Raw genomic sequence first — 14,107 nt, 5'->3', positions numbered from 1 at the left:
GCCGTCAGTTGCCCGCGCGTCACGCAAGAAGGACTACGCTCCCAGGCCACGTCCCGAGGGCGAAGTCCGGGACTCCCGCCGTCCGTCTTCGAGCCGAACCAAGCTCAGTCGAGACCGCGATGGGCGGCCCACAATGCCCCGGCACGGCTGGCAGCGCCAGCGATCAGGGCCGCCAGTTCGGGCTTGTCGGGGACAGGAAACGAGACGTATGCGCCCCGCCCCCCAGCGACTGGTCGGCCATAGGCCTTTGCGGCGAGGCGACCGTCCGGGAGAAGCCGGACGTTGAGTGTGGTCAGCGTGAACGCTTCACCGCGTCGAGTGTCCGTCCAGCGGAGTGCCTGCGGGATCGTGACATTGATCGCCAGAGCACTCACTTCCAGGTCGCTGCTCATGGACAGATGATCCCACGCGAGTCGCTGCAGTCGGTCGCCACCGGCCCGGCCCGGATGGTAGCGGCGCATCGTGATGGCCCGCAGGGAGTGCTCGCGCCGGATGGTGCTCACCCTGGCCGGGGGCCGCACCCGACAGGCCGCACTGACGGGTGTCGCCGGCGCGACGATGCGGAACACACGGCTGAGCGGGGCACACCAGAGCCTGCCCCGCCGCACCCGCTCACATCCGCGGCGCCGCAGTCGTCAACGCCGGGACCGCCGCACGCTCAGAGTCTGTGGCTCGGTGAACTCCAGCAGGCCGGCCAACCCGCTCTCCACTCCGATTCCCGACTGCTTCCGGCCACCGAACGGGACCAGCGGATCCAGCTGCATCACCTCGTTCACCCACACCGTGCCGGCCTCCAGCCGTGCGGCCACTTCCTGCCCGGCCTCCGGATCACCGGCCCACACCGACGCGCCCAGCGCGTACTCGCCGGCGTTCGCCCGCTTCACCGCATCGTCCACGTCGCGGTACTTCAGCAGCGGCAGCACCGGGCCGAACTGCTCCTCGCGCACGATCCGCGAAGACTCGGGCGGGTTGTCCACCAGCGTCGGCGCCATGAACCAGCCCCCGTCCCCGTCTTCGGGCAGCCCGCCCGCCAGGAACCGGTAACCGTGGTCTCGGCAGTCGCGCAGCAGCGAGACCACCGTCTCGTACTGCCGCTGGTTGGACACCGGTCCGAGGTCGACCTCGCCCTCGGACGGGTTGCCGACCCGCGCGTGCTCGGCCAACCGCACCAGCTCGCGCGCCAGGTCGTCGTACACGTCCTCGTGCACGTACAGCCGCTTGGCCGCCAGGCAGATCTGCCCGCTGTTGGCGAACGCCGCCCAGAACAGCTGGGGCGCCACCTCCTTCACATCCACGTCCGGCAGTACGATCGCGGCGTCGTTCCCACCGAGTTCGAGGGTGACCCGGGCCAGGCGCTGTGCCGCGCTCGCCATCACCTTGCGGCCCGTCTGCGTCGACCCGGTGAAGCTGATCTTGTCGAAGCCCGGGTGCTCGGTCACCCATGAGCCCAGGCCCCCGCTGCCGGCCACCACGTTCACCACGCCGGCCGGCAGCAGGTCCCGCCACACCTCGCCCAGCCGCAGGTTCGCCAGCGGTGTGAACGCCGACGGCTTGAGCACCACCGTGTTGCCCGCCAGCAGCGCCGGACCGAGCTTGAACGACACCTGCCCGACCGGGTAGTTCCACGGAGTGATCGCCGCCACCACCCCCAGCGGCAGGCGCCGGGTCACCGACAGCCGCTCCGCGTCGTCCTGATTCACCGTCTCCGACAGTTCCAGCCCAGCCGTCTGCCGCAGCCACAGCGCCAGCCCGGCGACCTCCGCGACGGCGACCGGCGTGGGTTTGCCCTGCTCCAGCACGACCAGGCCCGCCAGCTCCTGCGTATGTGCATCCACTGCGTCCGCCATCGACAGCAGTTACCGCCGACGCTCCGCCACCGCCAGGGCGGCCCAGGCCGGGAACGCGGCCCGCGCCGCCGCGACCGCCTCGTCCAACTGCTCACGCGTGCAGTCGGGAGCGGCCGCCACCACCCGGCCGGTCGCCGGGTTGATGACATCGAAGGTCGATCCACCGACCGCCGAACGGCCTCCGATGGTGAGCGTGAACGCCCCAAGGGCGCCGGGGTTGTGTGACATGTGAACTCCGTATTCAGGCCTTCGCGCCCGGCCGGGCGCGAAGGAAAGAGAGAAAGTAAGCGGGTCGCGGGCCCGGCGAGTACGGGGGTCAGCTCTGCGCGGTGGGGCGGAGCACGATCTCGCTCACGTCCACCCCGGCGGGCTGCGCGACGGCGTAGCCCACCGCCTCTGCGACCGCTGACGCCGACAGCCCGATCTGCTCGGTGACAGCACGCGCGGCACCCTGGGCGTCAGCGGCCCCACCGCGCTCAGCCAACATGGCGAGCCGGTCCGTGCGACGGGCCTCGACGACCATGTGATGACCGGCAGCCGCCGGATGACGGGCGGTGGCCTCACCGATACCGCTGGATGCTCCGGTGTTCAGTGCGATCTTGCTTGGTCGGCGGCGATGAGAGATGCGCTCATGGAACCATCCCCAGGATGATCAGACTTGCCGAAGGTTGTCGACGAGCCGAGTCTTCGCCCTCGGGAATCAGGCAAGAAGACCGCGCGAACATGGGTGCACCACGCCCCCTCTCCTGCGGGCGCCCCACGATCTTGTGACTGCGGACCCGCGGGAGCCGATCGCGCGGCCACAGCCAACCGTCCCCGCGCTGGTGATCGCCCCGCCCACCGGGGTGGGCGGGGCGGCCCCGCCCGCAGCCGGTCGACTACCCGCCTGGCCGTCGGTCTGGTCACAGTGCACGTGGTTGGTCCTGGCCGCCGCTCAACCGGTAACGCGCCGAAAGTGAGCCATATGCCCAGCGCGCTTGTCCCGTACGCCGCCAGAGCCACCCGAACCGCCGCCCCAGCCGGTGCCTGCTTCGCGCGCCGGCGCCCTTCCTCCCAGCACAACCAATCCGCTAGAAGAATCATCAATCGAGCACCATCGCCGCTGCTCAAACAACCACGAGACCATATCCCCACAACCAGCAGTTGTGGATATACGGTGTCGGCATGGACCTCACCGCCGTCCGGACCTTTGTCGCCGCCGCCGACTCGGGGCAGTTCCAGGTAGCCGCCGCCGAGCTGGCCGTCACCCAGCAGGCCGTCTCCAAGCGCATCGCCGTGCTGGAGCGCGACCTCGGTGTGCGGCTGTTCACCCGCACCGCGCGCGGCGCCCAGCTCACCATCGACGGACAGGCATTCCTGCCGCACGCGCGCGAGCTGCTGCGCGTGGCCGAGCGCGCGGTCGACTCCGTGCACGCCGGGCGCCGACCGCTGCGCGTCGACGTGATCGCTTCGCGCAGCGCGCAGTCAGCGCTGATGCGCGGCTTCCACCGCGCGCACCCCGAGATCGACCTCGACGTGGTGATGCTCTTCGACATCGACAAGGCCGTCGCCGCCATCCGCTCCGGTGCGATCGACGCGTCCTTCCGCGCCGTCGCCGCGCCCGGGCATCCCCTTCCCGAGGACGTCAAGTCTGTCCGGGTGCTCGACGAGAACCTCCAACTCCTTACCGGCCCCGCTCACGCGCTGGCGGGCGCCCGCTCGGTGACCGTCGCTCAGCTCACCGGGCACCGGATCTGGATGCCCGGGATCGTCCCCGGCACCGAGTGGACCGCCTACTACGACGACCTCGTCGCCGAGTTCGGCCTGACCATCGAGGCGACCGGCCCCAACTTCGGCTCCGACGCGCTCCTCGACACCATCGCCGACACCCCGGCCCTGGCCACCTTCATGGGCGCGGACTCCCGCCTCGTCTGGCCCGCCGGCCACGGCCTGCGCCGCATCCCGGTGACCGACCCGACGCCCGTCTACCCGCACTCGCTCCTCTGGCACCGCGACAACCCCCACCCAGCGCTGGCCACCCTCCGCACCCACCTCGCCGCCACAGCGGCCGTCCGCAACGTTGCCGGGACCTGGGTGCCGGGCTGGGCGATCCCGCGCTGAACGCCACCGTGGCATACGCGCGGTACGCCGTGCGTCCGGCCGGGGTGGAGCCGTCGCCGGCGAGGGCAGCGCGCTGCCCCAGCACGGCCCGGTGGAGTGCGAGCGGAGCAGTGACACGCCCCAAGTAGCCCTGGCCGCGACGAATGGTCGTGCCGCCGTGCAATGTCCGAACGGTGATCAAACTTGAACCCGCAACCGTGGGCCGGTGTATCGCCGAGCTGACCAGCCTTCTTGCCCCTGGCGATGGCCGACGATGAAGCATATTTTCGTGGTTCGCCGGAAGGGGCCGCCCGCTGTCAATTCGCCTCCGGCCCGAACCGGCGCTTGTATGCGGACGGCGTGATGCCGATCTCGCGGCGCATCAGCGTGCGCAGATTGGCGGCGGTGCCAAGCCCGCTGCGCCGCGCGACCGCCTCGAAATGGGACTCGCCTCGCTCGATCAACCGGCACGCCAGGGCAAGCCGTTCCCCCGTGAGCCACGTCAACGGCGTCGTGCCCAGTTGCGCTTGGAAGCGGCGATGCAGTGTTGCCGGACTGACCGCCGCACGCGCCGCAAGGTCGGACACACTGAGCGGTGAGTCCAACCGTTCCTGGGCCCAGGCCAGGACGGGTGCCAGGGACTGGTCCGGCAGGTCGGGCATGGGACGCTCCACGAACTGCCGCTGCCCACCGTCCCGGTGCGCCGCGAAGACCAGTCGCCGGCTCACAGCGTTGGCGACCTCCGCGCCGTAGTCGCGGCGGACCACATGCAACCCAAGATCGAGCGCGGCAGCACTCCCTGCGGCGGTGAGGATGTCACCGTCATCCACGAACAGCACGTCTGATTCGAGCCGAACAGAGGGGAAACGGAACCGGAAGGAATCCGCCCACTGCCAGTGAGCTGTGGCCCGTCGCCCGTCGAGGACTCCGGCCTCGGCGAGTGTGAAGGCGCCGCTGCAGAAGCCGACCAGGCGCGCACCGCGTGCGTGCGCCCGGCGGACGGCATCGAGCACGGCGGGACGGTGGGGCAGCTCGATGTCCGGGCGATTTGGGACGATCAAGGTGTCCGCCGCGTCGGCTGCTTCCAGATCGGCGACTCCTGTGAGCGTGAAGAATCCGTCTCGCATCGGGGTGCGGGGCTCGGGGGAGCAGAGCCTGAAGTCGTAGAGATCACGGCCGACCTCCGGTCTGCGTAGACCGAAGATTTCGGTCGCACAGCCGAGCTCGAAGGGGTTCGAGTTCTCGTCCACGATCACGACGACCCGGTGTGCGCCCGCCGTGTGAGCTGCGTGCGAGGATGCTTTCGCCATGTGCAATTCCTAGCACTCACGGCTGTCGTGCGAGACGGCTCAGGATGAGCCCATGAGTAGCGAACCCATCCTCCTCCGCAAGGCTCTGGCCTCATTCGAGGCACTGTGGAGCCCCCGCATCGTCACGCGCGTCAATGACTACGACGTCCGCATCGCCAAGGTCGAGGGCGAACATATTTGGCACGTCCACGACGACACCGACGAGTTCTTCCTGGTACTCGACGGCGAGCTGCACATCTCCTTGCGCGAGCCCGACGGGGAGCGCACGGTCCTGCTCCCACAGGGGGCGGTCTTCACCGTCCCCCGAGGGACAGAGCACAAGCCGTACGCTCCGTCCGGCGCCGCAATCCTCATGTTCGAGCCCACCGGGACACCGACCGTGGGCGATCGCCACGACGAGATCCCGGACCACGTGGACTCAACGACCGGGCACGCACTCGGTACCTGAGCCGGCAGACCTCGGGCTACCCACGCCAACAGCCCGTCACCGGGTCGGGCACGTCGGGGAGCTGAAAGGAATACCGGCCCAGCATGTTGACGTGATGCCGGACAAACAGCGAGAGGCGGGCCACGTCCTCGTCACACAGGTCGATCCGTCGGCCCGTAACTGGGTGACAAGGACCTCAAGAATGAGATCACCGAACTGCGGCGGGCGGTCTGGGCCTTCTTCGCCCGGCGGTCGGTCCCGCTCCCCCCAGCTCGGCGGACGCCCGCCAATTGATGCCAGCCGACCAGGCATTGGCCCACCTCAACACGGTTGCCGCCCGTGAAACGGTCGTCCCGTAGATGGACTGGCCGCCGGACGGCGTCCCCACAGCCCGTCTGCTGTCTGCGGAGAGAGATCCAGAGGTTCAACTTGTGGCGGCCTTGGCCCGCGTCGCCATCGACTTCCTGAGCGGCCCGCAGCGCGCCCAACTGCGGGCCTGCTCCGCGCCACGCTGCGTGCGCTACTTCGTCAAGAGCCATGGGCGGCAGGAATGGTGCGAACCTTCATGTGGAAACCGTGCCCGAGCAGCGCGCCACTACCGACGTCAACGCATGGCCGCCGATGGCGGTCCCACCCCGTCCTGACCGCCGCCCCTGATGCCCGCGCCGCAGATCATTCAGCTTGGAATAGCTGCGAAGGCGTTCGCCGAGCCGTTGTACGCCCTCGATGACTTCGGGGTCGCCCATGGTGGAGCTCGGTGGAGGAACACCCGTGCCTCCTGGTGGCGACCGCCGGTGGCCGGGGGAGTGGACATCGTCGGGTTCGGCCCGCAGGGAGTCGTCGTCTCATGCGGGCGCGGTGACGGCACGTTCGAGCCGTCCCAGCTCGTCCTGAACGACTTCGGGCTCGCGCAGAGGTGGACGGGCAGGAAGCACCTCCGCTTCCTCGCCGACGTCACGGTCGACGACACCCCGGACGTCGTTGGCTTCGGCGACGAGGGGGTCTGGACGTCGCACAACCGCGGCGACGGCCGGCTCGAGCAAGCCCAGCTGGTGTGCCGCGGGTTCGGGTGGAACGATGACGCCGGCGCCTGGTGGGTCGACCGCCACCCCCGCTTCCTCGCCGACGTCACTGGTGACGGGTGCGTCGACATCGTTGGCTTCGGAGGCCCGGACGTGTAAGTGGCCCGCAACCTCCGCGTCGTCGTGTGACGAGGCGCCGCACGTCATGGCGTTGAACGGGACGTAGCCGGATCGGCAGCGGCCGGCAACCTTCGGAAATTCTCCGCCGCCGCTCGGCGCAGCGGTCTTCACCACAGACTCCCCGCTCCCGCTGGCGAACCGTTCCGCAGACGGTGCGGGAGCGCCTGGTGGCCTCCCCTTGCACCGCTGACGGGCACGGCGTGAACACCGGTGGGTTTGAGCCCACTTGCCTTGTTACCGAATGCGGACAGAACGGAGTGAACTACGCCCGACCCGGCGTCATCTCATGGGGTGCAGCGAAACAGCCGATGCGGTCGGTCGCCCTGCGGGAGCAGGGGGAGATGCCGCGTCCCGACAGACAATGGGGGAGCTCATCATGACCACGCACCATGCCCGCCGTACCGCCCGTTCCGCCACCCTGGCCGCCGTTACCGCCGCGCTGGCACTGGGCCTGACCGCCTGCGGCGGCGCCGACGACGGTTCGAAGGCGGCGGGCGGCGACCACGCCGCTGGTACCGCGCAGAGCCGGTCCGCGTCCAACGGGGACGGCAAGGGCAGCGCGGAGCAGGCCAACAGCGGTGGTGACACCAAGGAGGGGACGCGCTCGGCGACTGCCTCGGGCGAGATGGACGAGGTCGCGAGCAAGGGCACAACGTCCGGCGCCCAGCCGTGCCGCGGAGACGAGATGCTGGTCACCGCGGTGCACCGGTTCGCCGGTCAGCAGGGCGACCACCTGCTGGTCACCGCGTCGAACGAGGGCGCCAAGCCATGCTGGGTCACCTCGTACCCGGCCGTGAAGCTCGGCGACGACATCGACGGCGCCGCACTGCCGCACTCGAAGAAGGACAACCCGGGCGGCGACAAGCACATCACGCTCCGGCCCGGAGGCAAGGCATACAGCGCGGTGAACCTCTTTGACTACGGCTCGAAGAACCACACGGCGCACTCGTTCGCCATCGCGCTGCGCGGCGCGGACGGTCACAACGGCCCCTTCTACTCCGTCGACACCAAGGGCCAGAAGCCGCAGTTCAGCTGGAACGAAGCCGACGTGCTGAACTGGAGCACCAAGAAGCCGTACGACTTCTGACGGCCCGTCGGCCGGTGACGCCTCACCGCTTCCAGCACGTCGAGCTCGCCGAAACGCCCCGTCGACGATTACGGTCGCCAGCAAGGCCGTGGCAGCGGCCGGTCTCGCCTCTGAGATCGGCGCAGCTGTAACGGCAGGCCGAGCGACAGTTCCCCGGAGTCTTCGACCGTCTGGACCAGACGCGCGCCGCCGCCGGTGATACCGACCCGGTCTGGTGCTGCCTGCCTGTGGCCCACGTCCAGCAGGTACTTGCCGACCACAACCCCCACCGCACCACCTGAGCTCGCGGCGCGACCGGCATGGAACTCGCCGCCATAGCGTGCCGTCGCGTCCTCCGCCTCGCGATGCACCGTCCCTGTCGAAACCCGGCCAAAGGCCTGTGTACCGGCTCAGCGAGCGCCCGACCCCGAGTACCACCCGATCCGCTCGGCGCCGCGGCACACGAGTTGGAAAGGTCCGCGGAATGGCGCGTCGCACGGCGGTGACGCCGACGGCCAGGACTTCGTCCTGAAGGGGAGAACGACGACGGCCTCGGGCCTCGCTGCCGGGGCGCCTGGGCGGGACTTCTGATGGACCGCATGCCACGGCCAGGCTTCCACCGACAGGAGATACAGCTCGGACACGCAGCAGGCCCGGCACATGGGTTTCTGCGGCTGATCCGGCAGATGCTCAAGGCCGGGTATTTGGAGAACTGGCGGTGGAACGCCACGCGCAGCGGTGCATCGCATGGTGGCGTGGACTCCCCGACCCTGTCGAACATCTACCTGGATCGGCTCGATCGCTCTGTTGAACAGCACCTGCTGCCGGACAGACCGACTACCTGGCCCGCCGCGCCCCACTGCTTCCTGGCGGACCGCCCCAGCCGTGCCGTCCTCAGCTGACCTCCCGCACTCTCGTAGCGGTCCGCTCGGCGAGCTCGCGGATGCCGTTCGCGGCGTTCTCCGAGAGCTCGCCGAGTATGGCGTCGGCGGCCGTGAGGAGGGCACGGGTCTCCTCGGGGCGGCCCGCGTCAGCCAGGGCGAGGGTGAGCCGGTAGTGCTCTTCGGCGATGTAGCGACCGAGGTTGACCTGCTGCCAGTAGCGCAGTGATTCGTCGCCCGGGGTGGCCAGGGCATCGCGCACGGCGGCCAGGCTGTCCGCTGCCTGCGGCAGCCGGCCCGCCTCTCGCTCCAGGCGGGCCAGGGTGTGCCGGGCCGAGGCCCGGTCCCATGCCGTCTCCTGAACGGCGGCGTACAGGCGCTGGGCGCGCAGCGCCTGGGGAAGGTCGCCGAGTTCCTCGAAGTCTCGGGCGAGCCCGCTCAGCGGAGCCGTGGCCAGGGTGCTGGGCGCCTCGGGGCGACGGAGTCTGCTCTGGTCCATGAAGATGGTGTCGAGTTCGCGGATCAGCGTCACCCGCGCGAGGTCCGTCATTCCCTGGTCCCGCGCCAGGCGGGTCCATGTGCAGACCGGCTCGTCCGACGGGTCCGTCCCGAACATCGACTCGTCGAGCGCCCGCGCCCACTGTTGCAACTCGTCCGCGCTCGCTCCCGGTTCCGGCATATCGCCCAGGCCGCACGCCGTGTCGAAGTCCGTTTCCCGGACCTCAAGCAGCAGCGGCAGATCTCCGGTCTCTCCGCGCAGCCCCACCAGCACGGCCGCGAGCCGCAGTTCGTCCGTCATCGATGACCGTGTCTCGTGCCGCAGCAGATGCCGCAGCAGCTCCAGATCGCCCTCGGCGCGGTCGAACTGCGCGGCCCGCAGGGTGATCCGGCGCCGCATCGGGTCCTCGGCGACTTCACGCCATGCCGTGCGGTCGCCCTCCCGCAGCCAGGCGAGATCGGCGCGGCCCGCCGCGAGCACTGACTCCCACAGCGGGGGACCGGCCGGGCCTATCCGGTCGTACGCGCACCCCTCATCCGCGTTGAGCAGTACGAACTCCGGCTCGGTGCGCAGCAGCGCGGCACGCAGCCTGCCCATCAGCTCGACCGGGGAGCGTTTCGGGAAGCCCAGCGCCGCACGGAGCTCGGCCCGCTCCTCGTCGATTCCGTGGTACTCACGGATCTCGTCCTCGGTCTCCGCGACGCACGCCAGGATCTTCTCCTCGCCATCGTCTGGCGACAGACGTGTGTAGCCGCGCCAGCCGGGCAGGCCGATCACGAGCTCCAGGGTCTCGTCGACACTGGAGCCGATGATCCCCGCGGCGCCCTCCGAGTCGGCGTAGAGCACCGAGCCGTCCGCGCACACGAAGTACGTACCCCCGGTATCGTCCCCGGCTACCGTCTCCAGCGGTCCGCCCGAGGCGAGGCGAACCTCCTCGACATGGCCGTGGGTGGCACGGTCAAGGTCGAAGTCGAAGGGGAAGGCGGCCAGTTCGGCCAGGCGGCGGTCCTGCCGCAGCAGCCGTAGCGCGTGATCGGTCATGTCACAGAAAGTAACACCGTCCACTGACAGCGGACTCGCGGCCTCTGTAGGAGGCCGTTCGGACAGGGGTGCGGTCATGGTCGGCGCTTCGTGCGTTCGCCCCAGCGGTGGGTCGTCCATGCCTGCCGAATCAGACTACGCACGGTGATGCGCCAGGCCCCTGGCGTACCGCTGATCTCCATTCCGGCAACATCCCGAAACGCCCCCCAACGGCATAGGAACGCGGCCAGGTGGCCGGGACAGCCGCCGGCAGCGCGATCTCGTTCAGCCGCAGCCACCGCTCCCGGTCCGCCGGATCAGGCAGACATGGGTCCGGATGGCGGCAAGCACGGCGGCGAGGTGGTCTTCACCGGCGCCCCGTGAGATCTGCTGAAGTCCGAGACCTCCGACCGGCGAGTACCTGCGCTGCTACTGCCGCGCCTGACCGGCGGGGCTTGCGCGGGATACGGCCCGCGAAGGCCCCGTCACCCGTCACCCGTCACGGCATCGTGGGACCGTGGAGAGAAACCGGCATCCGGACCTCTGGAAGGAGCACCGGCCATGGCCACCCACCAGGCCCACCCCGCCGCCCGTTCGATCAGGACCACCCCCGAAGGACTCCAGTGGGAGCCCAGCGAGCGCTGGGTGCGCGGCCGCAAGGGTGACGTCACCGTCGTCGACAGCCGGCACCCGGTGCTCGTCTGGGAACCCCACCTGCCCGTGCCGCAGTACGCCTTCCCGCGCGAGGACGTCCGCACGGACCTCCTCCGGCCGGCAAAGAACCCGCCCACCGGCAAGCACACCGGCTCCCGGGTCTTCTACGACCTCGACGCCGACGGCGAGGTGCGCGACAACGCGGCCTGGACGTTCCCCGCCGAGGACCTGGCCGGCCACATCGCCTTCGAGTGGTTCCAGCGCAGCGACACGGGCCTCGACCACTGGTACGAGGAGGACGAGGAGATCTTCATCCACCCCCGCGACCCGCACAAACGCGTGGACGCGCTGCCCAGCAGCCGGCACGTGCGGGTCGAGATCGACGGGCAGACCGTCGCTGACACCCGAGCCCCCGTCCTGCTCTTCGAGACGGCCCTGCCCACCCGCTACTACCTCCCCCTCGAGGACGTCCGCCTCGACCTGTTCGACGCCACCGACCACCACACCGGCTGCCCCTACAAGGGCACCGCCGAGTACTGGTCCTGGCGCGGCGGGGGCGAGGTGCCGCCCAACATCCTTTGGAGCTACCCCGAGCCGTTGCCCGCGGTGGCGGTGATCCAGGGGCGGCTGGCCTTCTTCAACGAGGCCGTCGACATCACTCTCGACGGCGAGCGCCTGGAGCGCCCGGCCACGCCGTTCAGCCGGATGCTGAAGGGGAGCCGCGACTGAAGCTGTCGACGTGAACGGTTCGGCCGGCTCCACCGCCGATCGCTCTGCGATCCGCCTGCCGAAGTCATCCGCCGAGCTGATCCCGCACCCGCCGGCACCAGGCCGGACCCCGGCGGCTCAGAGCTCGGTGAACTGGCGCTGTGGGAGACCGTACTGCTGCGCTATGGGGTTCCACAGGGCGGCGGCCTTCTTCTTGGCGAGGGTTGCCTGCTCGCTGGCCGCGTTGCCCTGGTCGGGGTCGTTCGCCGCGTGGCCGTCATGGCAGCCGTCGGCGCCGGCCGTCTGGTCGGCCCAGTCGGCGTAGTGGTTGTCGGCGTTGGCGGACGCCTTCCAGGCCGCGGTGAGCTGGGCCACCAGGTCGCCGTGGTTGGGTAGTTTGTCGAAGGTGAGCTCGGAGAGCTTGGTGACCAGGTCGTCGCGCTGGCTTGCGGCGGTGCGCAGGGTGGTCGCCGAACCAGCGAGGTTGCTGCACTGCTTGATGGCGGCGACGGCGTCGATAACCGACGTGCGGCTGCTGTTGCTCGACTGCAGCAGCGCGTCGAGCGACTTCGCTTGGGCCTCCGCGGTGTCCGTCCCGTACTGGCCGTTGCCCGATGCGTCGGCGGCAGGCTGCTGGTCGTTGCCGTCGAGGCTGAGCGCGGTGGTCACGACAATGCCGATCAGAGCGAGGCCGGCCACGCCGATGCCGATGAGCGCGCCCCGCGACACACGCCGGCCTCCGGCGGGGGCCGGATCGGCGTACCCGGCGTCGAAGCCGGCGCTGCCCGGGCGGCCGCCGTCGCCGCTGTAGGCAGACTGTTGCGGAGGCTGCTGCAGCGTCGGCAGGGCGGTGGTCGCTGCGCTGTCCGTGTGGCCGCCGTACCCGTATCCGACGGCGCCGAGCGCGGCCGTTGCGGCCACCGGCCGGCCGTCGAGATACGCCTCGATGTCCGCGCGCATCTCGTCGGCGGACTGGTAGCGGTAGCCAGGTTCCTTGGCCAGCGCCTTCAGGACGATCGCGTCCACCTCGGGATGGAGCTCAGGGCGAAAGACGCTCGGCGGTTGCGGAGCCTCGCGTACGTGCTGGTAGGCGACGGCGATCGGGGAGTCGCCGATGAAGGGCGGCCGAACGGTGAACAGTTCGTAGAGCAGGCAGCCGGTGGAGTACAGGTCTGAGCGGGCGTCGACGGTCTCGCCCTTCGCCTGTTCCGGCGAGAGGTACTGCGCGGTGCCGATCACCGCGGCTGTCTGTGTCATCGTCATGCCGGAGTCCCCCATCGCGCGCGCGATGCCGAAGTCCATCACCTTCACCTGGCCGGTGCGGGTGAGCATCACGTTGGCGGGCTTGATGTCCCGGTGGACGATGCCGTTGCGGTGCGAATACTCCAGCGCCTGGAGGATGCCGACGGTCATCTCCATGGCGCGCTCGGGCAGCAACTGGCGACTGCTGTGCAGCAGATCGCGCAGGGTCGAGCCTTCCACGTGTTCCATGACGATGTACGGGATCAAGACGCCGTCGACGAAGTCCTCGCCGGTGTCGTAGACCCCGCAGATCGAGGGATGATTGAGCGAGGCGGCTGACTGGGCCTCTCTGCGGAACCGGGCCTGGAACGACGGATCGAGGGCGAGGTCCGCCCGCAGCGTCTTCACCGCGACGGAGCGGTTCAGGCGGATGTCATGGGCGAAATGGACCTCGGCCATGCCACCACGACCCAGTATCGCGCCCAGTTCGTACCGCCCGCCTTGGCGACGCGGCTCTTCCATGGTCAGTCCCCTTGCCTCTCCCCGTTTCGGAGCCTCCCGGAGCCCGAACCTTCACTACTGGGTTCGGGGAGGCGATGAAGCCCTCGCCAGCCGCTCGACGTGCGGTGCTCGCAATGGCGACTGCGTGATCTTAGCCCCGGATCCACCGTTCGGCTCGCCCCGATGATCAAGCTGGTCTCCGGCGCAGGGCATGGGCAAGGCGGGTCACCCCAGAAGCAGTTGGCTTTCCGGCCCGGTGCCGCGCTGTGCCGCATCCCGTACACCTCCGTGTGATCGACTCGGGGAGCAAGCGTACGAAGGATCCGCCGATCGCGTTCGGGCGTGTGGATAACGAGAGTGGGGGCGAGAGGGTGCCTGCGTCGTGCGGCCGGTCCTACCGCCGGCGCAGCGCCGGATCGGCGAAGCCTCCAGGGCCCGACTGGTCCCGGATGCCTGTCTCTTGCTCGGCAGCTCCGTTCCACGAACCGGGCCGGCGGCGTCACACCGCGGTGGTTGGCTTCGCCAGCGCCGTGAGCGGAGGAGCGCCGGCTTTTGCGGACCGCGCGTCAGCCCAGGGACAGTTCGCTTGTCTCAGCCGTCCTCCTGCCTCACTGGCACGCAGGTGGAAGGGCCTGAACGATCTGTTGCGACCCACGCGGCGACTGAGCCTT

At 69.8% G+C, this 14,107-nt stretch carries 9 protein-coding genes and 3 pseudogenes; 6 read left to right on the top strand and 6 right to left on the bottom strand.

Going from position 1 to position 14,107, the window contains the following annotated elements; genetic code table 11:
- Window positions 1-104: 104 nt before the first annotated feature.
- The 3 genes and pseudogenes from CG719_RS12405 to CG719_RS12395 all read right to left on the bottom strand — a co-directional run bounded on the left by CG719_RS12405 (window position 105) and on the right by CG719_RS12395 (window position 2,439).
- Window positions 105-392, bottom strand: a complete 288-nt coding sequence (locus CG719_RS12405) for a hypothetical protein (protein WP_100568863.1) — start codon at window positions 390-392, stop codon at window positions 105-107.
- Between the two features lie 243 nt (window positions 393-635).
- Window positions 636-2,075, bottom strand: a pseudogene (locus tag CG719_RS12400) (aldehyde dehydrogenase family protein).
- Window positions 2,076-2,163: 88 nt separating this feature from the next.
- Entirely contained in the window at window positions 2,164-2,439 is a 276-nt protein-coding gene (locus CG719_RS12395) for an SDR family NAD(P)-dependent oxidoreductase (protein ID WP_442802724.1), read from the bottom strand.
- Window positions 2,440-3,011: 572 nt separating this feature from the next.
- On the opposite strand from CG719_RS12395, the gene CG719_RS12390 reads away from it, so the two are divergent.
- On the top strand, window positions 3,012-3,947 hold the full coding sequence (locus tag CG719_RS12390) for a LysR family transcriptional regulator (protein WP_100568641.1): 936 nt from the start codon (window positions 3,012-3,014) through the stop codon (window positions 3,945-3,947).
- A gap of 296 nt (window positions 3,948-4,243) precedes the next feature.
- Here CG719_RS12390 and CG719_RS12385 read toward each other — a convergent pair whose 3' ends face one another.
- On the bottom strand, window positions 4,244-5,236 hold the full coding sequence (locus CG719_RS12385) for a GlxA family transcriptional regulator (protein ID WP_100568640.1): 993 nt from the start codon (window positions 5,234-5,236) through the stop codon (window positions 4,244-4,246).
- 52 nt (window positions 5,237-5,288) lie between these two features.
- Here CG719_RS12385 and CG719_RS12380 point away from each other — a divergent pair, with 52 nt between their 5' ends.
- The 4 genes and pseudogenes from CG719_RS12380 to CG719_RS12365 all read left to right on the top strand — a co-directional run bounded on the left by CG719_RS12380 (window position 5,289) and on the right by CG719_RS12365 (window position 7,952).
- Window positions 5,289-5,684, top strand: a complete 396-nt coding sequence (locus CG719_RS12380; protein WP_100568639.1) for a cupin domain-containing protein — start codon at window positions 5,289-5,291, stop codon at window positions 5,682-5,684.
- 183 nt (window positions 5,685-5,867) lie between these two features.
- Window positions 5,868-6,307, top strand: a pseudogene (locus CG719_RS12375) (CGNR zinc finger domain-containing protein); the annotation flags it as partial.
- Window positions 6,308-6,361: 54 nt separating this feature from the next.
- Window positions 6,362-6,844, top strand: a pseudogene (locus tag CG719_RS12370) (hypothetical protein); the annotation flags it as partial.
- Between the two features lie 397 nt (window positions 6,845-7,241).
- Window positions 7,242-7,952, top strand: a complete 711-nt coding sequence (locus CG719_RS12365) for a DUF4232 domain-containing protein (protein WP_100568862.1) — start codon at window positions 7,242-7,244, stop codon at window positions 7,950-7,952.
- An 873-nt stretch (window positions 7,953-8,825) separates the two neighbouring features.
- On the opposite strand, the gene CG719_RS12355 is transcribed toward CG719_RS12365, so the two are convergent.
- Window positions 8,826-10,352: a hypothetical protein gene (locus CG719_RS12355; RefSeq protein ID WP_100568637.1), complete on the bottom strand. Its 1,527-nt coding sequence runs from the start codon at window positions 10,350-10,352 to the stop codon at window positions 8,826-8,828.
- 540 nt (window positions 10,353-10,892) lie between these two features.
- Between CG719_RS12355 and CG719_RS12350 the strand changes: the two genes are divergently transcribed.
- Entirely contained in the window at window positions 10,893-11,714 is an 822-nt protein-coding gene (locus CG719_RS12350; protein ID WP_100568636.1) for a DUF427 domain-containing protein, read from the top strand.
- Window positions 11,715-11,831: 117 nt separating this feature from the next.
- On the opposite strand, the gene pknB is transcribed toward CG719_RS12350, so the two are convergent.
- Window positions 11,832-13,457, bottom strand: a complete 1,626-nt coding sequence (gene pknB / locus CG719_RS12345) for a Stk1 family PASTA domain-containing Ser/Thr kinase (protein WP_324838200.1) — start codon at window positions 13,455-13,457, stop codon at window positions 11,832-11,834.
- Between the last annotated feature and the right edge of the window lie 650 nt (window positions 13,458-14,107).

The organism is Streptomyces sp. CB01373 (genome assembly GCF_002803075.1).
Classification (GTDB): Bacteria; Actinomycetota; Actinomycetes; order Streptomycetales; family Streptomycetaceae; genus Streptomyces.
Note: the sequence above shows the minus strand (reverse complement) of the source record. Positions and strands in the feature narration are given on the sequence as shown.